This window comes from Leucothrix arctica, from assembly GCF_003172895.1.
GTDB classification, from domain to species: Bacteria; Pseudomonadota; Gammaproteobacteria; order Thiotrichales; family Thiotrichaceae; genus Leucothrix; species Leucothrix arctica.
Genome location: NZ_QGKL01000039.1, coordinates 76867 through 100959 on the forward strand (window position 1 = coordinate 76867; position 24093 = coordinate 100959).

A 24093-nucleotide genomic window follows, 5' to 3' on the forward strand; every position below is an offset into this window, starting at 1 on the left:
ATAATTAGCGCGAATTATTTATCAATAAAGGTTCCCCTGATGCCGTTGTCGACAGCAGTCAAAAGAAAAGAAATGCACACGCGTGTGGTCACGTGTAAAGGTTATTTGCGTGAAGATGATCTTTGGGATATCGAAGGTAACATGGTCGATACTAAGCCTTATCGGTTTGGGAATATCGATCGCGGCGGGCATATTGAAGCTGAAGAGCCACTTCACGGTATGTGGGTGCGCTTGACGATTGACGACCAGATGAAAGTACATGCAGCTGAGGCAGTTATTGATTATTCGCCTTATAGTCATTGCCCGAAAATAACACCTGACTATAGTAAGCTTGTTGGTCTTTCTCTAGGCTTGGGCTGGAATAAAACCGTTAGAACGTTAATGCGTGGGACAGCAGGTTGTACGCACCTTACTGAGTTGCTCGGGCCGATGGCAACGACGGCTTTTCAGACTGTTTTTAGTGGTCGTAGCGAAGGAACAAAGCAAGGTTTTGACCTTGAAGAACGATCTTACGAGCGTCCAGTAATGCTAAATACTTGCCATAGTTTTGCGACATCTAGTCCTGTTATCCAAAGAGACTTTCCGGATTACTACGAAGAAGGTTAACAACAAAGTATTAATAATCAACTACTTGTTAAGGGTTGGTTAATAGGCGTATTATAACCCCATCAATTCACAGGGGTCTGGGGTAAATAATATGCTAACAATAAAATGGGCTCGTATTGCCGCTTTTTGTGCACTAAGTGCGACTGCGGTAATACCTGTAACGGCAGAGGATCTAATCACCAATCCTTGGCTGGATATACCTACGACATTATCCGCTAGAGTCGACTTAGAGAGTACTGATAATAAAAATGTACTCGCACTGTCGAGTCGTCAGCTTACTGCTGACCTTGTTAGCTTGTCTACTCAGCTGCTGCAAAGCAGTGATTTCACGTTTCCAATTCCGTTACCTGATGGCTCATTTGCAAATTATCGTTTTGAGCGTTCATCTGTCATGGCGGCATCACTTGCTGAAAAATATCCAGCCATCCAAACATTCACCGCAACAGATGTTAGTAACTCCAGTAACACGGGTCGTTTTGATATAACACCTAAAGGCTTTCATGGGATGTTTCAACATGAAGGGCGTTGGGTGTTTATTGACCCTGAGCTACGAACGCGCAACGATCAGTACATCTCATACTATGGTGATAATGCTGTGCCTTTGACGGCGCGACGTATTGATACTGTTTTTAAGAGCACAAGCTCAGCACTGTTAGCCCGTACTGAAACTGCTGTTCGAGCAATCGCGGGTGATGTTAAGCGAACTTATCGTCTAGCGATGAGTGCTTCCGCAGAGTATGTAGCGTTTCATGGCGGTACAAAAGCTGATGGGTTGGCTGCTATTGTGACGATGCTAAATCGAGTAAATGAAGTCTTCGAACGTGATCTTGCGATTGTTTTTGAGCTAGTTGCAGATAATGATGCTGTGATTTTTACCGATGCAACGACAGATCCATTTAATAATGACGATGATGACGTGGAAGTCAATGCTCGCGTTTTATCTGATGCAATAGGTGACGATCAGTTTGATATCGGTCATGTGTTAAATACCGGAGGCGGTGGATTAGCGGCTTTAGGTGTTTGTGACCCAGGGCTTAAAGCATTAGGAATGACAGGAACGGACACGCCGACAGGAGATGCTTTTTATATTGACTATGTCGCTCACGAGTTAGGTCATCAGTTAGGGGCAAATCATTCCTTTAACGGAACTAATACATTTTGTCGTGGTAACCGAAATGCTGAAACAGCATGGGAGCCAGGCAGTGGGACTAGTATTATGAGCTATGCTGGAATTTGTGGTGACCAAGATGTTCAGTTTAATGCGAGCGCTTTTTTCCATATTGGTAGTATTGAAGAAATTACCGCATTTACGACAGAAGCCGGCTGTGGTCTAGAGTCTACTCTTGAAAATACAGCGCCAGCAGTTGATGCCGGTTCCGATTACGTTATTCCTTCCAATACGCCTTTTAAATTGTCGGGAGTTGGTAGTGATGAAGACGGTGATACGCTGAGTTATATCTGGGAGCAGTTAGATATCGGTGCGGCATCGAATAGCCTAGAAACAATGATTGATGATGGAACACGCCCGTTATTTCGTTCATGGGAACCTGAAGATATTGCGGACAGGTACTTCCCTAGTTTGCAGGATGTATTGGTCGACTTCGGGTATACCTCAGTGGGTGAAGCATACCCAAATACCAACCGTGACATGACTTTCCGTTTAACTGCGAGAGATGGCAAAGGTGGCGTTTCAACGGATGAGACGATTGTGACTGTCAGCCATGGTGCAGAGCCTTTTAGAGTAACAGCGCCTTTGTTTGGTGATGAATTTACGGGTGGCGATGAGCTGCTGATCCGGTGGGATGTGGCGGGGACGGATGTTGAGCCGTTTAACTGTGGCTCGGTAGAAATTTTGTTGTCTGATAATGCTGGCATTAGCTTTGACCATATACTAACCGCAAGTACCGCCAATGATGGCGAGTTTGGCTATACCTTACCGGACGAAAGTATGAGTGATGCACGAGTGATGGTTAGTTGCCTAGGTAATATATTTTTCGCGGTAAATGATGGTGGCTTTCAGGTTGTAACGACTGGGATAAGGGGGTCTCTTGATGCAGAGGCTGCTACAGAAGTTGAAGCAGAATCAGAATCAAAGTCTAGCGGAGGAGGAAGTTTCTCTTGGTTGCTACTCCCGCTACTATTACTAGCTACCCGCCGACTCAGCCGCTTTAGATAACGCCCATATTATCTTTAACGCCTTTAAGTTTGGGAGTGTTTAGTTCGACACTCCCAATCGTTTTCTTATCTTTGAGGTAGCCTGCGACAACATCCCAAATTGGTTTATTGTCAGGCACGTTCTCTTGCACACTTGCCCAGCCTGCAACAGGGTATTCCTTTTTCGCATCTAGCGACGTTCCATTCAGCGCTAAGTCAGATACTCGTTTGCCCATCTTTTCAGTAGGGTCAAACGTAAACTGCAAACCACCTACACGCACCATATCCCCACCTTGCTGGTAATAAGGGTCAGGATTAAATAAGTTATCAGCCACGTCTTCCAGTATTTCTTTGATAAGTTCACCGCTTAGCAAGTTACGAGTCACCGTGCCATAGGTAATGGCGGTTTGGTCGGCAACATGCTCAAAGGTAATCGGTTGCCCCGGCAATACACTGGTACCCCAGCGGAAGCCAGGGGAGAAGGCGATTGGTGTATCTAATCCTTCCATCAGTGAATTACAAATCAGTTGATCAAAAGTCCCGTTAAAATTACCGCGGCGATAGAGAGTGTCATCGCAGACAGCAAGCTCTTCAGCGAGTTGCTTTTGGTAGGGCGCACGGACTTTTTCAATCAGTGCAGTCATGCCTTTATCTGGCTCGATTAAGTTTGAGAAAACAGGCAGTAGCTTGTAGCGATAGTCAGTGACTTTACCGCCTTTGACTTCAAGGTCTAGTACGCCGAGAAACTTACCGTTAGAGCCTGCATTTGTGACTAGTGTCTTACCGCCAGAGTTTTCGACAATGATTGGTTTAGCAATGCCGTCATGAGTATGGCCACCCATGATTGCATCGATACCTGTGACGCGAGAGGCAAGTTTTAAATCAACGTCCATACCGTTATGGGATAATAAAATAACCGCTTGAGCACCTTTGCCACGAGCCTCATTAACCATCTCTTGCATACGTGCTTCACGAATACCGAAACTCCAGTCAGGAACAAAGTGGCGGGGGTTAGCAATGGGGGTGTAAGGGAAGGCTTGCCCAATAATAGCAATCGGTACGCCATTCATTTCTTTAATGACATAAGGTTCGAAGACAGGTTCTTCAAAGTCATTAGTAATGATGTTTTGTGCGATGAAATCAATCTTGCCACTGAAGTCATTTTCGATGATTTCTAGCGCGCGGTCAGCACCATAAGTCATATCCCAATGTGATGTCATAATATCTACGCCTAACTCAAGCTGAGCATCAACCATGTCTTGTGCATTAGTTTGTAGTGCAGTCCAAGAACCTTGCCATGTATCGCCACCATCGAGTAACAAAGCCCCCGGACGCTGAGCGCGTACTTTGTCGACGAGTGTTTTTAAGTGGGCAAAACCGCCAACCTTTCCGTACTTCTTCGATGCTTCAATAAAGTCTAAAGAGGTAAATGCGTAAGCATCTAGTGATCCTTTATCAATGCCAAAGTGCTTTAAGTAATGTTCACCCACAAGGTGTGGCGGTTGGTTTTTCATTGCGCCGATACCAAGGTTAATACTTGGCTCGCGAAAATAAATAGGGTTAAGCTGTGCGTGACAGTCGGTGTAGTGCATCACAGATACATTACCGAAAGGCGCTAATTCGTAGGGGTCACTGGGAGAAGTGGTGGTGATTTTATTACTGGCAGAAGCAGTATTGAGTTGAAAACCGGCGGCGCTGGCAACGGCTAACATTTGTAAAAACTCTCGACGATTTAAGCTCACAGTATTTAATCCTCACAATGCGCGACAGTTAGACCTGTCTAGTATGCGGGAGATTATACGCGAAGTTATTCTTTTACCTAACGGAGTCTATATTTATACATCCCCTCAAACTTAAGTGAATAAGTGGAGGGGGGCGTGGTCTACTATGAGCTAATTAAAGCTTCTTTAGCAGTGTACGAATTTCTTCGTGAGCAGAAGCAATTTCTTGCTCTAGCTGTGATAAGCGCTCAAGTGCGTGCTCTTTCATGTCAACAACCGATTTGTGAGCACTAACAATACTATCCAGCTCGGCAATAGCAGCTAATAAGAATGGTGAGATCTCATTAACCTGACTTGTTGGGTTATTACGATCGCCTGTAGCTATCATTTTCGCCGAACGGCCAAAGCGGAAAGTTTTACGCTCAGGCAGGAATGAACCTTTCTTACGCTCATAGAAAATCTTTAAGACATCAATGTTGCCTTCAATGTGTAGTGTGTAGTGCTTGATTTGCTCTGGACGTGTTACATCCATTTCCGTGAGTGATGGGTACTGATCTTGACTCATGTTTTCCTCTCAGGTGTTGTTATTAGAAGTTTTTACCTATTGTAAGCAATTAATTAGCTTCTGTCAGTGAGGTTTTTCTTTAACAAAAGAATCACGCCTTAAATTTGGCTATAGATGCATTTCATGGCAATATCCGTTTATCAGATTAATTTAAAAAAAGAATGCTATAAAGGCTCGGAGAGATTCATGCAAATAAACAAGATGTTATTGATGCCCTTACTAACGGCAGCCCTGTTATTAGGGGTCGTTTCGCAGGCTGCGGCACAATACACACCAAACCCAAGGCTAGGGTCAAATGTTGGTAGTGCAGACAAGCTGACCGCGTCAGTGGCATTCACCGATATATTTAAAAGTTCGACGGGTTGGTACACATCTTGCGAGTTTGATTGGCGCACTAAGCAGGGGATAGACCCTGACTGTACTCAGAAAAATGCGTTTCATACGCGAGAAAAAGACTTACTAGACTTAGATGCTAATGGTTGGGTTCGTTCGCTACCCACGCCAGAGCAAGCGCCAATATTTACTAGTGTAACTGCTAGTTGGTCATTACCCGAATCATTTCCACTAGGTCGTTACGTTGTGCTTTATGAAGGACAAGGTACCATCAAGTTAACGGGTGATTTGAAAGTTGTCGGGGATCATCAAGGCCGCATGGCATTTGATTTGTTATCAGCAAAGCGTAATTTGCGGTTAAATATTTCAAAAATTAACCCTGCAAATCATTTACGTAATTTAAAAATCGTTCCCATTCAGAATGAAGCTAATCATCGTAGACAGATCTTTAGTAAAGACTATGTTGCAAGAATGCGCCCACTTCATGTAATACGTTTTATGCCGTGGTCTAACCCACGTGGTAATGATGTTGTTGAGTGGCAAGATCGTGCACCTATTGATACGTCACACTTCACCGGCCCTAAAGGTGTCCCTGCGGAGCGTATGGTTGATCTAGCAAATGCGACGGATGTTGCACCATGGATTAGTGTTCCCTACAAAGCGTCTGACGACTACATGCTTCAATACGCACGTATGGTTAAGAATCGTCTACGCCCAAATCAAAAAGTGTACCTTGAGTACTCAAATGAAATGTGGAATGTAATATTTCCCGGTACGACTTATGCAGCACGTAAAGCTGACGTACTTTGGAAGTTTCCGTACAAAGAAAAGAATGCTTATCAGCGTCGTGTATCAATGGCTGCTAACTGGTACGCAAAACGTACGGTTGAGATGTGTCAGATTTGGAAGAAAGAATTTGGTAATCAAAGCGGTCGTATTGTTTGTATCCTAGCGTCTCAGTCTTCTGCGCCTTGGGCTGGTAAAGAAACACTAGATTGTCCGTTATGGAAAGAGGCGGGTGGTTGTGGTCGTCACGTTGATGCTTATGCGATTGGTCCATACTTCGGTGACTACATTGCCCGTAAGGAGCACCGTGAGACAGTAAAGAGCTGGTTGCGTGATCCTGATGGTGGTATGAATCGCTTGTTCACTGAGATTGAAAGCGGTGGTCAGGTTGATAAGAAAACTGACGGTGGTTCGATTGCGCTGACGATGAATTCTTATGTTAAGCAAAATGTGAAGCTCGCTGAAAAGTATGGTTTGCCCCTGATGGCTTATGAAGCTGGTCAGCATTTGATTCGTTTTGATCCGCCACACACGGTTAAAGACCCCGCAGTATTGAACTTGTTTATGAGTGCGCAAAAGCACCCACGTATGCGTGATGCTTATAACCGTTACCTACAAGCATGGAATCAAGAAACAAAGGGTGGCTTGATGGTGCATTACTACGGTATTGGTAAACCAACACCGAAGAACTTCTTTTCGATGCTAGATCATTCTCGTCAGGCTAGTACGCCTAAGTATCAAGCGTTGATGGATTACCTTGGTACGCCTTCTACTTATAAGCCGCCAGTTCGTCGCGCAGCTGTAGCGCCAGTTGTTACTCGTGCTCCAGTCGCTAGAGCCGCTGCACCAGCTGCTCCTGTGTATAGAGCACCGGTGCAGCAACAACCTGTTGCTAGAGCGCCAGTTCAACAGAAGCGAGCGCCAGTGGCTCGTGCACCCGCAGGTGTACCGTTGAGTGGTCAAGGTCTACGAGGCTGGGCTATCACTTCAACAAGTGCTATCTCTCCTGCAATCAAGCTGCATCAAGGTAGGAAGAACGAGTTATCTATCTTGTGGAGCTTCGCGACCCAGCGTCTGACAGGTCGTGATTTCTTCCATATCTTCGCGATTGATAATCGTGGTGGTCGTAAATTGCTAATGAAGCAAACGACTCAAGATATGCGTGAAGTAGGTAACATGGCGCAGATTTATGTTGAAGATATTAGTCGTTATGTGGGGCCGCCAATACGTTTACAAATTGAAGTAAGCCCTGGCGTACAAGCTGTGATTGAAGACGTAAGCTTCTAAGATCTAGTTTGACAGACACAAAAAAGCCGACTGATATGTCGGCTTTTTTGTGTCTGTGTATTCTAACTATTCGTTATGCATTTAGTGCAACTTCGATGCTTCTGAGCGATAGAACGGTTCTACCTGTTCAGTCAAGAAGTTACTAATGTCTGGGTCTTCATCATTGATAGTGAAAAAGTCAAACATCTCGAATGGGCTGTCGTTTTCTGACTCAGGGATTCTTTCAGCAATGGATGCAATTGTCTCGTCCAAGTCGCCCGTACCCAGTATGCCCACTAATAAATGCGGCTCTGGGTCTTCAGATGGCTCATGAATGACGGCAAGGTAAGCCATCTCAACTTCCGTATAGTCTTTCAGTATCTCTGTGAGGGTCTTCACTAGCCCTTCAGGCTGTTTAGCCAATGAGTCTAGGTAGATGCCGTTATCGTCAATTTCATCTGCGTCTAGTAACTCGTCAGCGTTATTAACTGTGTCGCTTCCAAGTAGAGAAACGACATCTTCAGGAGAGAACTCCATGCCGAAATCTGTATTTGGGTTTAACACCATTGGAATGCCTAGCGTCATACGAAATAGCGCTTCCGTAGGTACTTCCAAATAAGGCTCATCTTCTGGGATGACTTTCTGTAGTGTTTGAAGTGAGGTGAAGAATGGAATCACTGGGCTTTTATCTTCATCACTTTCCCAGTGATTAATCATTAACTCGTCATCTTCGGTCAGTACAAACTCAGGGTCTGTAATGTCACCTGCTGGTGTGCCTAAAATGAAAACACGAGACTCCATCATTAGCTTATAAAAGCTTTCGACTTTCTCTTCATCAATGGCCGCTTGGTGTAAGGCTTGCTCTAATGCATTAGCAGGTAGCAACATGGTAGGTATCCTGATATTTCTTTGTGTATTTATGGGGGCAGTGATTATTGATCATCAGTGCCGACATTATTTTTTTGTTGTCGTATGAGTTAGGCATTCTACTAACTGTTTCGCGGTGTAGTCTAGTAAGGCAGGATAAGCTTGCTTAGATAGCTTGATTTGTCTGCCCATAGGGTCTATTTCGGTGGTGTTAACGTCAATATCTTCTGTTAACACACGTAAGGTCTTTAATTTAAAGCCCAACTCGGTGACGATGCAACGAACATTGCTATCCGTAATCGTCTGTCGAGCCTTCGATAATGCTTTAGCGCTTGGCTTTAAACGTTCTTGTAACGTAATACTGTCGAGCTGGTTTAGCCCATAATGATTCGTAAAATACTGCCATGCATCATGCATCACCAAAAAAGGCATCTCTTTAATCGGTGCAAGCGTTTCAATAATCGCTTTGTCAGTTTCCGAGATCGAGTCAATTAACTGTTGAGTATTAGACTCATAGCTTTCTTTGTTGCTAGGGTCGATAGCAATAATTCTATCGCGAATGTTGGCCGCAATTAAGACAGCATTGCTTGGGCTAAGCCATAGGTGGTAGTCAGTATCTTCGGCTTTAAGCTGTTCATGATCTTCATCATGATGGTGTTCGTCTTCATGAGAGGACTCTTTCTCGTGAGCATCTTCGTCATGCTCAGCTTCTTCATGATCATTATGATCATGGTTAGCACTGAGTAGTGTTAATCCTTTGACGGTAGAAAGTGTGACTAGTTTCTCTAAATCGAGACTTCGCATGCTCTTTTCGAGAAATGTTTCCAAGTGGTCATCAATGCGGATCACTAGGTCGGCTTTGTTTAAAAGACGAATTTCCGATGGCTTCAAGCTGTATTGGTGCGGTGACGCAAAATCAGGAATAAGCTGTTTAGTTTCAACATTATCGCCCGTAATAGCGACAACTATGGCTTGAATCGGCCTAATTGTAGAGACGATAAGTGGTTTTTCTTCAGCCATAGCTAGCGAGCTAGACAGTGCTGCAATCACAGCAAAAAAGAGTACAATGCGTTTCATTATGAAAGACTCAGATAAAATATTAGCGACATTAAAACATGTAAGCCTAGCGCTGGAGAAGAGACAAATTCTTCAGGATATTAGTATCACGCTTGAGGCTGGTAAGGTATTGACCATTATCGGGCCAAATGGTGCGGGTAAATCGACACTATTACGTATTTTATTGGGGCTACAAAAGCCCGATGCGGGAGAGGTGACACGCAAACCGGGATTACGTATTGGTTATGTGCCACAGTCCATAAGCATCGAAAGTACCTTGCCATTAACCGTGGCGCGTTTTGTGGCGCTTGGCGGAAAGGGTAATGTCAAAGAGGTTTTAGCTGAGTTGCGAATTGCGCATTTGGCAAAATCAGCTATTCAGTCAATCTCAGGCGGTGAGTTTCAGCGAGTACTGTTGGCGCGTGCGATTATGCGTAAACCAGACTTATTAGTGCTAGACGAACCTGCTCAAGGTGTCGATGTTATGGGGCAGGGTGAGCTATATGATCGTATCTCTACATTGCGTCAGCGTTATGGTTTTGGTGTCATCATGGTGTCGCATGACTTACATCTCGTGATGGAAAAGACCGATCAGGTAATTTGTTTGAATCAACATATTTGCTGTCATGGTGTACCAGATGATGTGAGTCGTCACCCAGAATACAAAAGACTGTTTGGCGATATGCCAGATAGTGGTCTAGCGGTGTACACCCATAATCACGACCATGCTCACGACTTACAAGGTAACGTGGTTCACAGTAAGGATTGTGATCATGGATGAGTTCATTATTCGTGCGATGATCGCCGGTTCACTCGTCGCAGCAGTAGCAGGATTGCTGGGTGTGTTTGTTGTTTGGCGCAGAATGGCTTTCTTCGGTGATACCTTGTCGCACTCCGCATTGCTCGGTGTTGCAATAGGCATGTTATTGAATATCGGGTTTATGGTGGGTGTCGTTGCTTCGACGTTGTTAGTCGGTATCATTCTATTTCTTTTTCAACGCCAACAGCGTGTCAGTAACGATGCTTTATTGGGGATTCTCGCACACAGCGGACTCTCACTAGGTTTGATTGCGTTGAGCTTTGTACAAACACAAAACGTGAATGTAGAAGAGTGGTTGTTTGGTGACGTACTGTCAGTCACTTGGGATGATGTGACTTGGATTGCCTTGACCTTAGTATTGGTCGTTGGAGTGATGGCTTGGCTTTGGCGCCCACTGTTGACATTAACCGTCGACGAAGAGTTAGCTAGAGTAGAAGGTGTTAATGCCGGGCTCGTTAATTTGGTCTTTGTCGGTCTAGTCGCGCTATTGGTTGCCACGGCAATGCAGGTGGTTGGAGCGCTATTAATTACCGCTTTGTTGATCATTCCAGCATCGGCCGCTCGAAGCTTTGCTAAGACGCCAGAGCAAATGGCTTTGTTTGCTGCGGTGATTGGTGTTGTCTCAGTGTTTATCGGTATTACTGCATCGCTTCTTTTAGATACGCCCGCTGGCCCATCGATTGTATTCTCATCTGCAATGTTGTTCTTTATGAGTCAAATAACGAGAGTGCTAAAAGCAGCATAATAAAAAAGGCACCGGATGTGGGTGCCTTTTTTAAGATTTTATACGAACTGTATCGGTCTGTGTTGCGTTCCCCATGGGCTAGGGCGCTTCCACCAACGTTGAGCGACTGTTGCGTAAACCTGGCGGAAGTCTATTTCGTGAGATAAATCACCCTTCACTAAGTCTTCAGCTTTCAGGCTAGGGGTCTTACCATACAAGCCGCCGTTAATTGAACCACCCAGAACTAAATTCACTGAGCCGGAGCCGTGGTCAGTTCCACCGCTATTGTTTTCTTGAACACGTCGTCCAAACTCAGAATAAGTTACGACCATAACGTTGTTCCAAAGCTTGTGGTGCTTCATTGAACGAACGAAAGCATCTAAGCCTTGGCTGAGGTGGTGCATACGGTTGTTGTGCGTATTGCGTTGATTTGCGTGCGTATCAAAGCCATCTAGCGTTACTTTGTATACGGGCAAGTGAACACCATTGGTGATCATGCGATCAACTTGTTCAAGGTTGCGGCCAAATGAGCTGTTTGGGAAGTTGATGCTAGAGGGTCTAGCGTTCTTAAGCTTTTCTTCTAACATTTTAGCGGCAAGGTTGATTTGATTTTGAACACCTAGCATATGACTCAGGGCATCATTATCTGCATGATAGATTTCTTTATTTAGATATTTGGTTTGAGTAAGAAACTCTTCACTGTTCATCATTGCAACAGAGCGACCTTGCTCTCCTGCCATAGGGCCTAGGTTATTATCTCCAAGTACGATGCCATTGAGCTCATACTTGTGGTTTTTTAGTGCCTGCGATATCCAACCTTCGCTGCCTTTTCCTGAGGTATTACCCGTTTCCCACACATCAGCAGAGTGAAAGTGTGAGCGGCTAGCATCTTTGTAACCAACACCTTGTACCCAAGCCATATCCCCTTCTTTCCACAAGTTCATCAGTGGCTTCAGGTATGGGTTGATACCCATATCTCCCTCTAAATGGAGAGAGTTTTTGATGGCAATATTAGGACGTAGTTTGTAATACAGCTCGTCCTCAAAAGGGACTAGCGTGTTGAGTCCATCATTACCGCCTTTTAATTCGACCATCAAAACAATGCGGTCAGGGCGCTGCAATGATTTATTTAATTTCTCAATGTCAGACGATGCTGCGTTGGCATATACGCTAGGCGCTAGACTAGCAAGTGATGTAAGGCTAGCGTACTGAGTAAACTCTCGACGATTCATAATAGTTTTGATTCCTGGGCGAGAAGTAAGTTACTTAAGTTGATAAGCAGGGTCAGTCACTAGCGCTTTAACTAAGCGTAGTTTTCCTGGTGTGGTTGGTAGCGCTAGTGCCGGTTTACGGGCGAGTAGCCATTCAACGACTTTACTTCCTTCAGTGTCAGGAAGTTTCTGTGCTACTTGAGCAGATGTTGGAGTGTGACGTGTTAGCTTCGTTAATAGCGACGTTCTAACCAGTAAAGTCTGTGTGTCGATCCATTGCTTACCACCCGGCCAGCCTTTTACATTTGGAGGGTCTAGCAAGTCTTGGCCTAACAGCTGAGTCACACGCACTAGCTCATCAGCTTTAGGGTGAGCGTAAGGAAGCGACCTCAGTGTGCCGATAACCAAATCAACAGGTGATTTAATTAATCCGCCACGATACTTGGCATCCCAAAACTCATTACTATTTAAAACTTCTTTAAGTAGCGTTGTAATATGATAGTTCGATGCTCTAAATACGTTGCCCCATTTTCGAATTGTTGCTGCTGGTGCTTTGTTATGACTGACGTATTCGTGCCAAAATTTCTCTGCAATATGTTCTGCTGTTCTGTGTTCTTTTAGAAGTACATCTATAACGTCGTCGCCACTTTTGACCCACTTGTTAAGAAAGCGAACGCGTTTACCGGCATTCTCCTTTGCATCATAAACGAAAACACCTTTGTCTCTATCTGCGCCCCAGCCTGTGAAGGCAATAGCGGCTGCTTTGATGTCTTTTTCTGTGTAGTGTCCGCGACCCAGTGTAAATAACTCTAGCAATTCGCGGGCAAAGTTTTCGTTTGGTTTGCCTTTCTTGTTTAGCGAGCCATCTAGATAAACGAGCATGGCAGGATCACGAGAGATTTTGCGTAGCATCACAGCAAAGTTGCCCATTGCATTATCGCGCAATAGTTGGTTTTGCAGGTGCATTATTTGAGGTTGTTGGACTTTACTAAATGATGAGGTGAAGTGATTGTGCCAGAAGAGGGTCATGCGTTCTTGGACGGGGGCTTTTGTCGTCAGTAGGTGATTAATCCACCACTTTTTTAACAAGCCTGACTCAGACCCCATCTGTAGTCGCGCATCACGTTTACCCTTATTGCTGTGGTTAGACATGCGCATGATATTTGACCATGGCGTCATAGCAGGTAAAGGGGGAGGTGTGTTATCTATCTGCTTTAGCAGGACGTTGATAGCGTCAGCCCGAGAGCGTCCATTAACTTCATCTACGAGGTGCCACTCTTGACCAAGAGCAGACCGTGCGACTAAATGCCGTGCGTCAGAAAAATTGAGCCTTTGCATTAGCTTCCTTACTAAGTCCAGCGTTTAAATAACGTATAAGAGACTTGTTATTGTAATTATCTTTGCTCTTTTCAATAGAAAAGAATGCCCTTAACTTCGGTAATGCGTTAGTGAATTGAGAAGGTAAAGACATTAAATACAAACATTACCCCTCATCAACTATTGATGAATGTTATGTGCTTAAAAAATCTGGTTAATTAGTAATCTTAACCCCCCATTCGCACAAGAATATAATCACAAATTAATTATGAATTCAAGTTACGTAGATGAACTAGAAAGGCAGTTATCAGACTTTTCAGCTGATTGGGAAGAGGCACTAAGGAAGCGCGTCATTGCTTGGCGTGTGCGATTATTGATCGGTGTTGTATTGTCACTAATTGTACCTTGGTTGTTTCCTAGTCTTTTTTGGGTGTGGTTAATTGTATTGGGTATGTCAGCAGGGTCCTTGTTTTCATTACTAAAAAGTAATGCAAAGATGCGAAAACATATGAACTCTTGCCGTGAACACATTCGAAATGCGCGTATTCGAGAAGACTTTACTTCTTAAGTCTTTTCAGATAATAGCGACTCTTTAAAGATTAATAGTGTAGTCAGACCTTAAGTATGGGTATAATCCGCGCCAATTAATCTTGTTTTGAGTAAAAGTCGTGATTGAGAATTTAAGAAATATTGCCATCATCGCTCACGTTGATCATGGTAAAACTACGCTTGTTGATAAGCTGTTACAGCAGTCTGGTACTCTGGGCGATCGTGCGGAAGTTGTTGAGCGCATGATGGACTCCAATGACCTAGAGAAAGAGCGTGGTATCACGATTCTCTCGAAGAACACTGCTTTGCGTTGGAATGACTACCGTATCAATATCGTTGATACACCTGGTCACGCCGATTTCGGTGGTGAGGTTGAGCGTGTATTGTCGATGGTTGATTCAGTATTGCTACTGGTTGACGCTGTTGATGGTCCGATGCCTCAGACTCGTTTCGTAACGTCAAAAGCATTCGCGATGGGCTTCAAGCCAATCGTTGTAATCAATAAAATTGACCGTCCAGGCGCGCGTCCTGATTGGGTTCTAGATCAAACGTTTGAATTGTTTGACAACCTAGGCGCAACAGATGAGCAGTTAGACTTCCCAGTTGTTTACGCTTCAGCGCTAAACGGCTACGCAGGTCTTGATGCTGATATTCGTGAAGGCGATATGACTCCACTGCTGCAGGCAGTTGTTGATAACGTATCTCACCCAGATGTTGATCCTGATGCTCCTTTCCAGTTACAGGTGAGCTCACTTGATTATAACGCTTACGTAGGTTTGATCGGTATCGGTCGTATCAAGCAGGGTAAGGTTACTAAGAACACTAATGTTAAAGTTATCGATACTGAAGGTAAGATCCGTAACGGACGTATTCTTCAGCCGCTAGGCTTTAACGGTCTTGATCGTGTAGAAGTAGACCAGGCTCAAGCCGGTGATATCATTGCTTTCACAGGAATGGATAAGCTGAACATCTCAGACACTTTGTGTGATCCTGAGAATGTTGTAGCGCTACCGCCTTTATCTGTTGATGAGCCAACAGTAAGCATGACGTTCAGTGTAAATAACTCACCTTTCGCAGGTAAAGAAGGTAAGTATGTTACTTCTCGTAACATCAATGATCGTCTTCATGAAGAGTTGTTGCATAACGTTGCGTTGCGCGTAGAGCCAACTGAAGATCCTGAGAAGTTCCAGGTTTCTGGTCGTGGTGAATTACACCTTGGTATCTTGATCGAAACGATGCGTCGTGAAGGTTTTGAGTTATCAGTTTCTCGTCCTCAAGTAGTTGTACGTGGTGAAGGTTCAGATCGTGAAGAGCCTTACGAAGCATTGACTGTTGACGTTGAAGAGACTCATCAGGGTTCTGTTATGGAGAAGCTTGGCGAACGCCGAGGTGATCTAACTAACATGGTGCCAGATGGTAAAGGTCGTGTACGTTTGGAATATGTTATTCCTTCACGTGGTTTGATCGGTTTCCAAACTGAATTTATGACACTGACTTCTGGTACTGGTTTGCTTTACCATACATTTGATCACTACGGTCCTTACCGTAATGAAAAGATTGGTCAGCGTAGTAACGGTGTATTGGTTTCAAGTACTTCTGGTAAGGCACTTGCATACGCACTGTTCAACATCCAAGAACGTGGTAAGTTGTTCTTAGGTCATGCTGAAGAAGTTTATGAAGGTCAGGTTCTAGGTATTCATAGTCGTAACAGTGACTTAGTTGTTAACCCAACTAAAGCTAAGCAGTTGAATAACATTCGTGCTGCTGGTACTGATGAAAACTTGATTCTTGTTCGCCCGATTCGCATGACACTTGAGCAGGCGCTTGAGTTTATTGATGATGATGAGTTAGTTGAAGTAACGCCTTTGAGTATTCGTATTCGTAAGCGTTTCTTGAATGAGAACGAGCGTAAGCGTATGACACGCGCAGGTGCTTAATTGCCCAGTTACATGATGTAAAAAAGGGAAGCTTCGGCTTCCCTTTTTTGTGTCTGTTATTTGGTGAAGTGTGCTGAGCGTTATGTGCTAGCTAGATGGTTTCAGGTGTTTTACTGACTGTAGCGTCGAGCGTCGAAGACATTATGCATCTGTGAGATTTTGTCTAAAAGCTCTGATAGTTGAGTAACATTTCTGATTTGAATGCTAAACATCAAGAACGAGGTCAGTTCAGTTGATCCGCGACGAGTCGATATGTTCGTTACATTGACCTGCTCTTTAGCTAGGATCGCTGCGACATCGCTGAGTAGCCCAGGTTGGTTTAGTCCGTGAATCTGGATGTCAACTTTATAGCTTGTATCCTCTTCGCCCCAGTCTGCTTCAACTAGTCGTACTACTTGATCGGGCGTTAGATTGCCCTCATTGATATTGGGGCAGTCAGTACGGTGTATTGCAATGCCGCGCCCCATCGTTATGTAGCCAATGATTTCATCACCCGGGACTGGTTTGCAGCAGTTAGCAGTGTCAACTAAGAGGTTATTAACGCCACGAATTTGTATGCCTTGGCCTTTGCCTTGGTCTTTGAGTTTTATGTGGCGGAAGCGAACTTCTTCCTCTACGTGTGAGTCATCTAGTGCGTCGGTTAGTTGTGTGGCGCTAATATCTCCGCGGCCAAGAGCAATGAGTAATTCGTTTTCAGTTTGCTGTCTGAAGCGTTTGCAAAGTACAGAGAGTTCAATGCGTTTGATTCCTAGGCGCTGCTGCTCTTGTTCGAGAACTGCAAGGCCGTCATCACGGTTCTTATCATGATCTTGCTGGCGAAACCAGTGTTTGATCTTGCCTCTAGTGCGTGAAGAGCCAGTATAGCCAAGTGATGTCTTTAGCCATTTTCGGCTAGGACGCTCGTTCTTACCTGTCAGGATTTCAACTTGTTCGCCATTACGTAGCTGGTAATTTAATGGCACTATTTTTCCGTTAACTTTAGCGCCTTGGCAGCGGTGGCCAACTTTGGTGTGGATTGCGTAGGCGAAATCAACCGGTGTAGAGCTTTTGGATAAGTCTAGTATTGTGCCCTTTGGCGTCAGTACAAAGACGCGATCGTGGAAGATTTCAGACCTGAAATCCTCTAGTAACTCATCGTCTTTGTCTTCGTTATCCAGAAGTTTTCTAAGCGATGAAACTGCCTTCTCCATCGCAGTATCATTGCTTCCACCTTCTTTGTAGCGCCAATGAGCGGCTACGCCAAGCTCAGCATAAGTGTGCATTTTGCGTGTACGTATTTGTATTTCAACGTACTTACCATCAGGGCCAATAATGACGGTGTGTAAAGACTGATAGCCGTTAGGTTTTCGGTTGTTGATGTAGTCATCTAGCTCTTCTGGAACATGTTTCCAGTGCATGTGAACTAATCCGAGAATTTCATAGCATTGGCGAACATTCTCAACAACAACACGTACTGCGCGTAAATCATATAATTGGTCGATTGTTAGGTTTTTTTGCTGCATCTTTTTCCAGATGCTATAGATGTGCTTTGGTCGTCCGTAGACTTCCGCTTCAATGCTCTCATCGCGAAGAACGGATTGAAAGTCGTTAGTAAAGCGTTCTAGGTAAGCTTCTCGTTCAATGCGCCTATCATCTAGTGATTTGGCAATTTTTTTATAGGTGCTAGGTTCTAGGTAATGAAATGAGCGATCTTCCAATTCCCATTTTAGCTGACTGATACCCAATCGGTTTGCAAGAGGAGCAAATATATCCATTGTCTCCTGAGCGATAGCTGTGCGTTCCAGTGGGTCGGCATTGCTAAGTATTCTCAGGTGGTTTAGTCGCCAAGCTAGCATAACTAGTACGGCGCGGACATCGTCAACCATTGCTAGCAGCATTCTACGAAGTCTTTCAGCTTGCTCTGGTTGGGTCATTGCCTCGCCAGGGCTTGGCGGTTTGAAATTCTGTAGCCATTGAACATTCTTAACTAGATTGGCGATTTTAGCTGAGAATTGCTTTTCGATTGATTCGAGGGTGTAGTTGTCTTTAAGTCTACAGTCGCAAAGTAATGTTGCGATAATGGTAGGTTGGTCAACTTGAAGTGATCTTAGTGTGTCTGCAACTTCCAATGCGCAAGGTTGTGACTCATCTTTTTCACCCACAGCGTTAATAGCATTGATGATCGTTGCTAGTTTCTCTCTATCGTCTGTGTTGTCAGATATGCACAAATGGTTAACCCATTGTGCTGAGTCGCGCTGGCTAGTGTCGCTCTGTAGGCTATGTTGCATGAGTCAGAGTTTTCTAATGTTGGTTGTTAGTTTAACGCAGGCATGTTACCGAACGTAATTATTGGTTAACACTTTTAAACAGGCGTGTTGATAATAGCATTTTTATGATTGTTCCGCCTTACAAGTCGATATTTGGCGGCTATGTCATGCCTAAGTGATAGTCTTGTTTATATATTAACAAAAATCGTACTGGAGTGCTTGTTCACTAATTGTTTTTTGTGTTTATATTAAACAGGTTGAAGTTTCGCATAGGCTAGTACCAGCCATTTACTACCTGAACTTTCAAAGTTCACTTGGACTCTTGCGTGGCTCCCCGAGCCTTCAGTGTCCGTGATCACTCCTATGCCGAATTTAGAGTGCTCAACAGCTTGTCCAATATGTAGCCCATCTTCACTTTTGGGTTCAAAGTTGTTTGTTATCGGGCGGCTGGTGGGTGCCCATGAGGATTTTGCAGCAACGGGCCTAACGCGCTCAATCAGACGGTCTGGGATTTCATGAATGAAGCGTGACGGTACGCCGTATTGGGTTGTACCATAAAGGCGACGCTGTTCGGCAAAAGACATGATTAGTTGCTTTTCCGCGCGAGTGATGCCCACGTAGCAAAGTCTTCTTTCTTCTTCCATTCTACCTAGGTCTTCGCTGGACTGTTGGCTTGGAAATAAACCTTCTTCTAAGCCGACTAAAAAGACTAGTGGAAACTCAAGGCCTTTAGCCGAGTGAAGTGTCATTAATTGAACGCAGTCATCGCCAGCTTTGCTTTGACTGTCTCCTGCCTCTAACGAAGCATGAGATAAGAATGCCGATAAGAAATCCATATTTGCATGTTCATCTTCTGGTTTGTAGATAAAACCTTGGGCTGCTGCAACCAATTCATTCAAGTTTTCAATGCGAGCTTCACCTTTGTCGCCTTTATCTTTGTGTAGATAGTGCGGCTTTAGTTGTGATGCCCGAATGACTTGGTCAACTTGCTCTTCGAGGGTAAGTCCCGAAATGTTGTCTGCCATATCGTTGATTAGTTGAGTGAAGCCACTGATTGCATTCCCTGCTCGTGCGGTAAAGTGGTTTGACTTCAGTAGGGAGTCTGCTGCTTGCCATAGAGATAAGCCTTGGTCTCGGGCGTGGTCGCGTATAATGCTAGCTGTTTTGTCGCCGATGCTACGAGGTGGTTGGTTAATTATGCGGTCGAAAGATGGGTCATCGTGACGGTTTGCACTAAGGCGAAGGTAGGCGAGTGCGTCTTTGATTTCTGCGCGTTCAAAAAATCGTTGACCACCATAAATACGGTAGGGGACACTTGATTCAATTAATTGGCTTTCAAAGATACGTGATTGCGCATTCGAACGATAAAGAATGGCGCACTCTTGGTAGCTATTACCTTGGTCTAGCCATTGTTTGATGCGAGATACGGTATAGCGAGCTTCGTCATATTCATCATTTGCTGCGTAGAGGTGGATTAGTTCGCCGTCGCCTGCGTCCGTCCATAAGTTTTTGCCAAGTCGGCCGTTGTTATTACTAATAAGTGCATTGGCCGCTTTGAGTATATTTCCAGATGAGCGATAGTTTTGCTCTAATCGAACAGTATTGGTATCTGGGAAGTCGCGAGTGAAGTTTTGGATGTTTTCAATCTTTGCCCCGCGCCAGCCGTAAATTGATTGGTCATCGTCGCCCACTGCAAAAGGGGGGGTTGTGTCACCGGCAATTAGGCGCAACCAGCCGTACTGAAGAGTATTTGTATCTTGGAATTCGTCGACTAGTAAGTGACGAAATCTTCTGCGGTATTGTGCAAGCAGTTCAGGGTTGTCTCTAAGTAGTTCGAGGGAGCGAAGCAGGAGTTCTGCAAAGTCCACGACGCCTGATTGTTGGCAAGTGGTTTCGTAAGCTTGATAAATATCACGCAAAACAGACGTTTGTGGGTCGCCCTTGTCTTCAATGTTTTGTGAACGCTCGCCTTTATCTTTGCAGGAGTTGATGTACCACTGGCTTTGGCGCGCTGGCCATGTGCCTTCGTCAAGCCCCATGTTACGACTGACACGCTTAACGATACGCAGCTGGTCGTCACTATCAAGGATTTGAAAAAGTTGAGGGAGTTTGGCTTCTTGCCAATGTCTTCTCAATAGTCGGTGGGATAAGCTATGGAACGTTCCTACCCACATACCCGCCATCGGGTTTCCAAGGAGTTGTTCAATACGGCCTCGCATTTCTGCTGCTGCTTTATTGGTAAATGTTACCGCTAGTATGCTAAATGGGGAGCAGTCTTCGACTTGTATAAGCCACGCTATGCGGTGAACAAGTACACGAGTTTTTCCGCTTCCTGCTCCTGCGAGCACTAATGTGGGTGTGGCCGGAGATGATACGGCTTCGCGTTGCGGTTTATTTAAATCGTCGAGCAAGTGAGATACGTCCATTGGCTAATTGTAACTTTCTCAGGCTATTGTGGCTACGTTCTTGCGGTACTTTTTGATGGTGGAGTTAGTCGGTGACGGGTTGATGTTACGAAAATCATTGCGGCGCAACCAGAGTGTTTGAAAAATAAATGCAGAGAGCTATTTTCCTATATAATTAGTGGTTATTAATGAATCATATTGAAGGTGAATAAAATTGTTGAAAAGTTGCTCTCATCTGATTCAACGCAGTATCGTTTGGGTTCGTTATTTAAGGCGCATTAAGTATGTAAAATATGGTTTTTTTGCCATGCTGGTTATGCTGCTATTAATAGGGCTTAGGGTTGCTACTCAGTCGAGCAACCTCCCAGAAAGTTTGAACTTGAGTGATAAGTTTATTCATTTTTTTGTATTTTTTTGCTTTACCTTTCTGGCGGACTTGGTTTCTTCACGAGAGCCCTTTTGGTTTTGGAAGGCATTACCACTAGCTGCTTATGGCTTCGGTGTTGAGGTGTTGCAGTACTTTAGTCTGGATCGGAGTTTCTCGTTAATGGACGCATTGGCTGATTTCTCAGGGATATTAGTTTATTGGTTGTTAAAGCAGTTGATATATATGATTGCTCAAAGGCGTTCTGCCTCAGCTCAGTCAAAGATATAGGGTTGTTTGTTTACTTGGTTTTTACGGGTCGTGTCGGTAATTGTCTAGATAAGAAATAATATAGGAGGGGTTTGCTTGAGACTTTATGTAGCTAGGTCTTATAGTGTTGTTGACCGCTACAAGGTGAGTCTTTATACTGCGCTGACTATTTAGAACGATAAGATTACTAAGTGTTGATACAGGGCGGAGAAAGCAGTTGCAAAGGTTAATAATCATTCAAGCTGGTCTTGTGCTATTTGCAGCGATTGGGTCATTTTTCTATTTTGGTAGTCACGCGGTATCAGCGACGATATTCGGTGGTGTGATTGCAATGGTAAATACTGTTCTCCTTTCTAGACGTTTGAATGCAGCTAGCGACCTAGCTGAAAATAATCCAAACGCAGGCGCTCTCACTCTCTATTTGGGCGTTATTCAACGTTTTGTTTTTACACTAATCATGTTCGCAGTCGGTATTAAGGTATTGAACTTAGTGCCACCAATAGCGATTATCGGCGGTTTTGCGGTAGCGCAATTAGGATTTATGATTTGTGGCTCTACTCAGAAAAAATGAGTAAGCGGCAAGTTAAGCAAGAATTTTTTAACTTTTTAAAGGTGGGTAGGTTGTGAGCGAAAGTAATGCGCCAGCAATTTCAAACCCTGTTGAGTACATACAGCACCATTTGCAAAATTTAAGCATTGGAGGCCAGCCAGAAGCTTTGGTTGATTTCAGTGTGTTTTTTGTAGATATATTTTTGGTGACTGTCGCGCTTGCAGGGGTGTTTGCATTTGTAGCATATAAAGTAGGTCAAAGTCTGGATCCAGATAAACCTACTGGTATGCAAAATATTTTAGAAATGATTGTTGAGTTTGTTAATCAGCAAGTTAAAGATATTTTCCCGAGTGCAGATCAGTGGGTTGGTCCATTAGCAATTACTATCTTTGTGATGGTTATTCTAATGAATGCTATGGATATTATTCCAGTTGACTTGTTGCCTAGTTTGATCGCTGGTATAGCAAGTATTTTTGGTGCAGATCCACATCACGTTTATTTTAAAGTAGTACCTACTACTAATCTCGATACTACATTCGCTCTAGCGCTTATGGTGTTCTTGTTGATTATGTACTACAACATTAAGAGTAAGGGTTTTGCTGGGTACCTTATGGTATTCCTAACTCATCCATTCGCGGCAGAGACGCCATGGGTAAAAGTTATCCTTGCTCCAGCAAATATCATGATGACAATTATTGAAGAGCTTGCTAAACCCATTAGTATGGGGCTTCGATTATTTGGGAACATGTTTGCCGGTGAATTATTATTCCTGCTTATCGCCCTACTGGGTGTGGGCTGGGCAATGCCAGGACAGATCGTTCTTGGTTCGGTATGGGCTATTTTCCATATTATGGTTGTTTTGCTACAAGCTTACATCTTCATGCTACTGACTATTATCTTCCTAGGTATAGCAAGTCAAAGCAGTGAAGATCACTAAAGTTTTTTGTTTTAAATTTTTTATTATTTTTATTTTTTAGGAGTTCACTATGGATGCTTCAGTAGTATCTGAAATCGTATCAGCAACAGCAATGGTTGTAGGTATCGTTCTAGCAGCAGCTGCACTAGGTTCTGCATTAGGTTGGGGTTTAATCTGCTCTAAGTTCATCGAAGGTATCGCACGTCAGCCAGAGATGCGTTCTCAGCTAACGGGTCAGATGCTTTTCGCTGGTGGTTTGATGGAAGCATTCCCAATGATCGTATTGGGTATTTCAATGTGGTTTATCTTTGCTAACCCTTTCCTTGCATCAGCTGCAACGGCAATCGCGGGCTAATTGCTCTTTGCAATGTTAGAAGTTTTGAAACTTAACATTCGGAGTAAGTAATTATGAATGTCACAGCTACCCTATTTGGACAGCTAATAGTATTTACTGTCCTAATTTGGTTCATCAAACAGTACCTGTGGGAACCTGTCATCACTGCGTTAGAAGATCGAAAGACGCGTGTTGCAGAGGGCTTGGCAGCTGCTGAAGAAGGTCATAAGTTTGAAGAGCAAGCGCAAAAGCAAGTTGAAGAAGAGCTGGGTGCAGCTAAGAATCAATCTGCTGAGTTAATTGCTCAGGCGCAGAAGCGCGCATCTGAAATCGTTGAAAAAGCTAAGGCTGACGCAACGGAAGAAGCGAATCGTATTAAGTCAGCTGGTGAAGCTGAATTAACGATGGAGCGTAGCCGAGCGACTGAAGAACTTCGTTCGCAAGTTGCTACATTAGCGATAAGCGGTGCTGAAAAGATCCTAGGTAAGGAAATTGACAGTAACGTACACGCTAAAGCACTAGCTGAACTGGCCGCAAAAATCTAGGTGGTGCCAAAATGTCTGAATTGACAACTGCTGCACGTCCTTATGCTAAAGCTGTATTCGAAATCGCAGAGGCAACTGGTTCTTTAGACTCATGGTCTGAACAACTAGGTCTCATGGCGTCGATTGTCGCTTCGGAAGATTCAGCTTCATTGCTGGATAATCCTAAAGTAAGTACTTCACAAAAAATTGACTCGTTCGTTGAATTCGCCTCAGGTGATTTGAACGAACAAAGTGTCAATCTTCTGAAGTCGCTTGGTGAGAACAATCGTTTTGTATTACTTCCAGATGTAGCTTCTCTTTTTGAAGAGCTTAAGTCTGAGTCTCAAGGTGAAGTAGAGGGTGAGTTAATCGCCGCTGCTAAAGTTAACCAAGAGCAAGAAGATGCAATTGTCGCAGCGTTAGAAAAGCGTTTGGGCCGTAAAGTAAAGCTCGTTACCAAAATTGATGAAACCCTATTGGGCGGCGCGGTTATACGCGTTGGCGATTTGGTAATTGATGGTTCGCTACAGGGTCGCTTTCAAACTTTGAAATCGAACCTTAGCTGATATAGA

21 protein-coding genes are annotated in these 24093 nt (G+C 44.1%); 13 read left to right on the plus strand and 8 right to left on the minus strand.

Translation table 11 applies throughout. From position 1 onward, the window contains the following. Window positions 1–39 precede the first annotated feature (39 nt). Window positions 40–606: a DUF2889 domain-containing protein gene (locus DKT75_RS14495; RefSeq protein WP_109824154.1), complete on the plus strand. Its 567-nt coding sequence runs from the start codon at window positions 40–42 to the stop codon at window positions 604–606. Between the two features lie 91 nt (window positions 607–697). Beyond that, on the plus strand, window positions 698–2782 hold the full coding sequence (locus tag DKT75_RS14500; RefSeq protein ID WP_109824155.1) for a reprolysin-like metallopeptidase: 2085 nt from the start codon (window positions 698–700) through the stop codon (window positions 2780–2782). On the opposite strand, the gene soxB is transcribed toward DKT75_RS14500, so the two are convergent. Together soxB and DKT75_RS14510 are read right to left on the minus strand one after the other, a co-directional pair. Continuing rightward, entirely contained in the window at window positions 2775–4502 is a 1728-nt protein-coding gene (soxB, locus tag DKT75_RS14505) for a thiosulfohydrolase SoxB (RefSeq protein WP_109824156.1), read from the minus strand. The two genes, DKT75_RS14500 and soxB, sit on opposite strands and share 8 nt — an antisense overlap. Window positions 4503–4656: 154 nt before the next feature. Further along, on the minus strand, window positions 4657–5046 hold the full coding sequence (locus DKT75_RS14510; protein WP_109824157.1) for a DUF3461 family protein: 390 nt from the start codon (window positions 5044–5046) through the stop codon (window positions 4657–4659). A gap of 186 nt (window positions 5047–5232) precedes the next feature. Between DKT75_RS14510 and DKT75_RS14515 the strand changes: the two genes are divergently transcribed. Then, window positions 5233–7452: a hypothetical protein gene (locus DKT75_RS14515; RefSeq protein WP_109824158.1), complete on the plus strand. Its 2220-nt coding sequence runs from the start codon at window positions 5233–5235 to the stop codon at window positions 7450–7452. Window positions 7453–7533: 81 nt separating this feature from the next. Here the strand turns inward: DKT75_RS14515 and DKT75_RS14520 are convergent, their stop codons facing one another. Together DKT75_RS14520 and DKT75_RS14525 are read right to left on the minus strand one after the other, a co-directional pair. Continuing rightward, window positions 7534–8319 (minus strand): enhanced serine sensitivity protein SseB C-terminal domain-containing protein, encoded by a 786-nt coding sequence (locus DKT75_RS14520; RefSeq protein WP_109824159.1) that lies wholly within the window; start codon window positions 8317–8319, stop codon window positions 7534–7536. Window positions 8320–8385: 66 nt separating this feature from the next. Next, window positions 8386–9375 (minus strand): zinc ABC transporter substrate-binding protein, encoded by a 990-nt coding sequence (locus DKT75_RS14525; protein WP_109824160.1) that lies wholly within the window; start codon window positions 9373–9375, stop codon window positions 8386–8388. A 1-nt stretch (window position 9376) separates the two neighbouring features. Here DKT75_RS14525 and znuC point away from each other — a divergent pair, with 1 nt between their 5' ends. Both znuC and DKT75_RS14535 read left to right on the plus strand, forming a co-directional pair. After that, entirely contained in the window at window positions 9377–10135 is a 759-nt protein-coding gene (znuC, locus tag DKT75_RS14530) for a zinc ABC transporter ATP-binding protein ZnuC (protein WP_109824544.1), read from the plus strand. Further along, window positions 10128–10919, plus strand: a complete 792-nt coding sequence (locus DKT75_RS14535; protein ID WP_109824161.1) for an iron chelate uptake ABC transporter family permease subunit — start codon at window positions 10128–10130, stop codon at window positions 10917–10919. Before znuC ends, DKT75_RS14535 begins: the two co-directional genes overlap by 8 nt. A gap of 38 nt (window positions 10920–10957) precedes the next feature. Here DKT75_RS14535 and DKT75_RS14540 read toward each other — a convergent pair whose 3' ends face one another. Both DKT75_RS14540 and DKT75_RS14545 read right to left on the minus strand, forming a co-directional pair. Next, window positions 10958–12130: a DUF1501 domain-containing protein gene (locus DKT75_RS14540; RefSeq protein WP_109824162.1), complete on the minus strand. Its 1173-nt coding sequence runs from the start codon at window positions 12128–12130 to the stop codon at window positions 10958–10960. 30 nt (window positions 12131–12160) lie between these two features. Continuing rightward, complete coding sequence (locus DKT75_RS14545; RefSeq protein ID WP_109824163.1) at window positions 12161–13447, minus strand: DUF1800 domain-containing protein; 1287 nt, start codon at window positions 13445–13447, stop codon at window positions 12161–12163. 247 nt (window positions 13448–13694) lie between these two features. On the opposite strand from DKT75_RS14545, the gene DKT75_RS14550 reads away from it, so the two are divergent. Together DKT75_RS14550 and typA are read left to right on the plus strand one after the other, a co-directional pair. Then, window positions 13695–13994, plus strand: a complete 300-nt coding sequence (locus DKT75_RS14550; RefSeq protein WP_109824164.1) for a hypothetical protein — start codon at window positions 13695–13697, stop codon at window positions 13992–13994. Window positions 13995–14094: 100 nt separating this feature from the next. Further along, on the plus strand, window positions 14095–15912 hold the full coding sequence (typA, locus tag DKT75_RS14555) for a translational GTPase TypA (protein WP_109824165.1): 1818 nt from the start codon (window positions 14095–14097) through the stop codon (window positions 15910–15912). Between the two features lie 110 nt (window positions 15913–16022). Here the strand turns inward: typA and DKT75_RS14560 are convergent, their stop codons facing one another. Next, window positions 16023–18179 (minus strand): RelA/SpoT family protein, encoded by a 2157-nt coding sequence (locus tag DKT75_RS14560; protein WP_109824166.1) that lies wholly within the window; start codon window positions 18177–18179, stop codon window positions 16023–16025. 227 nt (window positions 18180–18406) lie between these two features. Next, window positions 18407–20584 carry a DNA helicase II gene (gene uvrD / locus DKT75_RS14565; protein WP_109824167.1) on the minus strand — a complete coding sequence of 726 codons (2178 nt, stop codon included), beginning with the start codon at window positions 20582–20584 and terminating at the stop codon, window positions 18407–18409. Between the two features lie 193 nt (window positions 20585–20777). Between uvrD and DKT75_RS14570 the strand changes: the two genes are divergently transcribed. From DKT75_RS14570 to DKT75_RS14595, 6 genes are all read left to right on the plus strand, one after another. Continuing rightward, the gene (locus DKT75_RS14570; RefSeq protein ID WP_146201389.1) at window positions 20778–21218 is read left to right on the plus strand and encodes a VanZ family protein; all 441 of its coding nucleotides are present in this window, start codon (window positions 20778–20780) and stop codon (window positions 21216–21218) included. A 196-nt stretch (window positions 21219–21414) separates the two neighbouring features. Then, a complete protein-coding gene (locus DKT75_RS14575; protein WP_158278882.1) occupies window positions 21415–21768 on the plus strand; it encodes an ATP synthase subunit I in 354 nt (117 codons plus the stop codon). A gap of 52 nt (window positions 21769–21820) precedes the next feature. After that, entirely contained in the window at window positions 21821–22684 is an 864-nt protein-coding gene (gene atpB, locus DKT75_RS14580) for a F0F1 ATP synthase subunit A (protein WP_109824170.1), read from the plus strand. Window positions 22685–22733: 49 nt separating this feature from the next. Further along, window positions 22734–23018, plus strand: coding sequence for a F0F1 ATP synthase subunit C (gene atpE, locus DKT75_RS14585; protein WP_109824171.1), 285 nt, complete (start codon window positions 22734–22736; stop codon window positions 23016–23018). A gap of 53 nt (window positions 23019–23071) precedes the next feature. Continuing rightward, a complete protein-coding gene (locus DKT75_RS14590) occupies window positions 23072–23542 on the plus strand; it encodes a F0F1 ATP synthase subunit B (RefSeq protein WP_109824172.1) in 471 nt (156 codons plus the stop codon). 11 nt (window positions 23543–23553) lie between these two features. Next, on the plus strand, window positions 23554–24087 hold the full coding sequence (locus DKT75_RS14595; protein ID WP_109824173.1) for a F0F1 ATP synthase subunit delta: 534 nt from the start codon (window positions 23554–23556) through the stop codon (window positions 24085–24087). The last annotated feature ends 6 nt before the right edge of the window (window positions 24088–24093 follow it).

Bases quoted from the DNA above. Each gene is read 5' to 3' on its own strand.
- DKT75_RS14495 (WP_109824154.1), top strand. From the start codon at position 40: ATGCCGTTGTCGACAGCAGTCAAAAGAAAAGAAATGCACACGCGTGTG.
- DKT75_RS14500 (WP_109824155.1), top strand. From the start codon at position 698: ATGCTAACAATAAAATGGGCTCGTATTGCCGCTTTTTGTGCACTAAGT.
- DKT75_RS14510 (WP_109824157.1), bottom strand. From the start codon at position 5,046: ATGAGTCAAGATCAGTACCCATCACTCACGGAAATGGATGTAACACGT.
- DKT75_RS14515 (WP_109824158.1), top strand. From the start codon at position 5,233: ATGCAAATAAACAAGATGTTATTGATGCCCTTACTAACGGCAGCCCTG.
- DKT75_RS14520 (WP_109824159.1), bottom strand. From the start codon at position 8,319: ATGTTGCTACCTGCTAATGCATTAGAGCAAGCCTTACACCAAGCGGCC.
- DKT75_RS14525 (WP_109824160.1), bottom strand. From the start codon at position 9,375: ATGAAACGCATTGTACTCTTTTTTGCTGTGATTGCAGCACTGTCTAGC.
- znuC (WP_109824544.1), top strand. From the start codon at position 9,377: ATGAAAGACTCAGATAAAATATTAGCGACATTAAAACATGTAAGCCTA.
- DKT75_RS14535 (WP_109824161.1), top strand. From the start codon at position 10,128: ATGGATGAGTTCATTATTCGTGCGATGATCGCCGGTTCACTCGTCGCA.
- DKT75_RS14540 (WP_109824162.1), bottom strand. From the start codon at position 12,130: ATGAATCGTCGAGAGTTTACTCAGTACGCTAGCCTTACATCACTTGCT.
- DKT75_RS14545 (WP_109824163.1), bottom strand. From the start codon at position 13,447: ATGCAAAGGCTCAATTTTTCTGACGCACGGCATTTAGTCGCACGGTCT.
- DKT75_RS14550 (WP_109824164.1), top strand. From the start codon at position 13,695: ATGAATTCAAGTTACGTAGATGAACTAGAAAGGCAGTTATCAGACTTT.
- DKT75_RS14560 (WP_109824166.1), bottom strand. From the start codon at position 18,179: ATGCAACATAGCCTACAGAGCGACACTAGCCAGCGCGACTCAGCACAA.
- uvrD (WP_109824167.1), bottom strand. From the start codon at position 20,584: ATGGACGTATCTCACTTGCTCGACGATTTAAATAAACCGCAACGCGAA.
- atpE (WP_109824171.1), top strand. From the start codon at position 22,734: ATGGATGCTTCAGTAGTATCTGAAATCGTATCAGCAACAGCAATGGTT.
- DKT75_RS14590 (WP_109824172.1), top strand. From the start codon at position 23,072: ATGAATGTCACAGCTACCCTATTTGGACAGCTAATAGTATTTACTGTC.
- DKT75_RS14595 (WP_109824173.1), top strand. From the start codon at position 23,554: ATGTCTGAATTGACAACTGCTGCACGTCCTTATGCTAAAGCTGTATTC.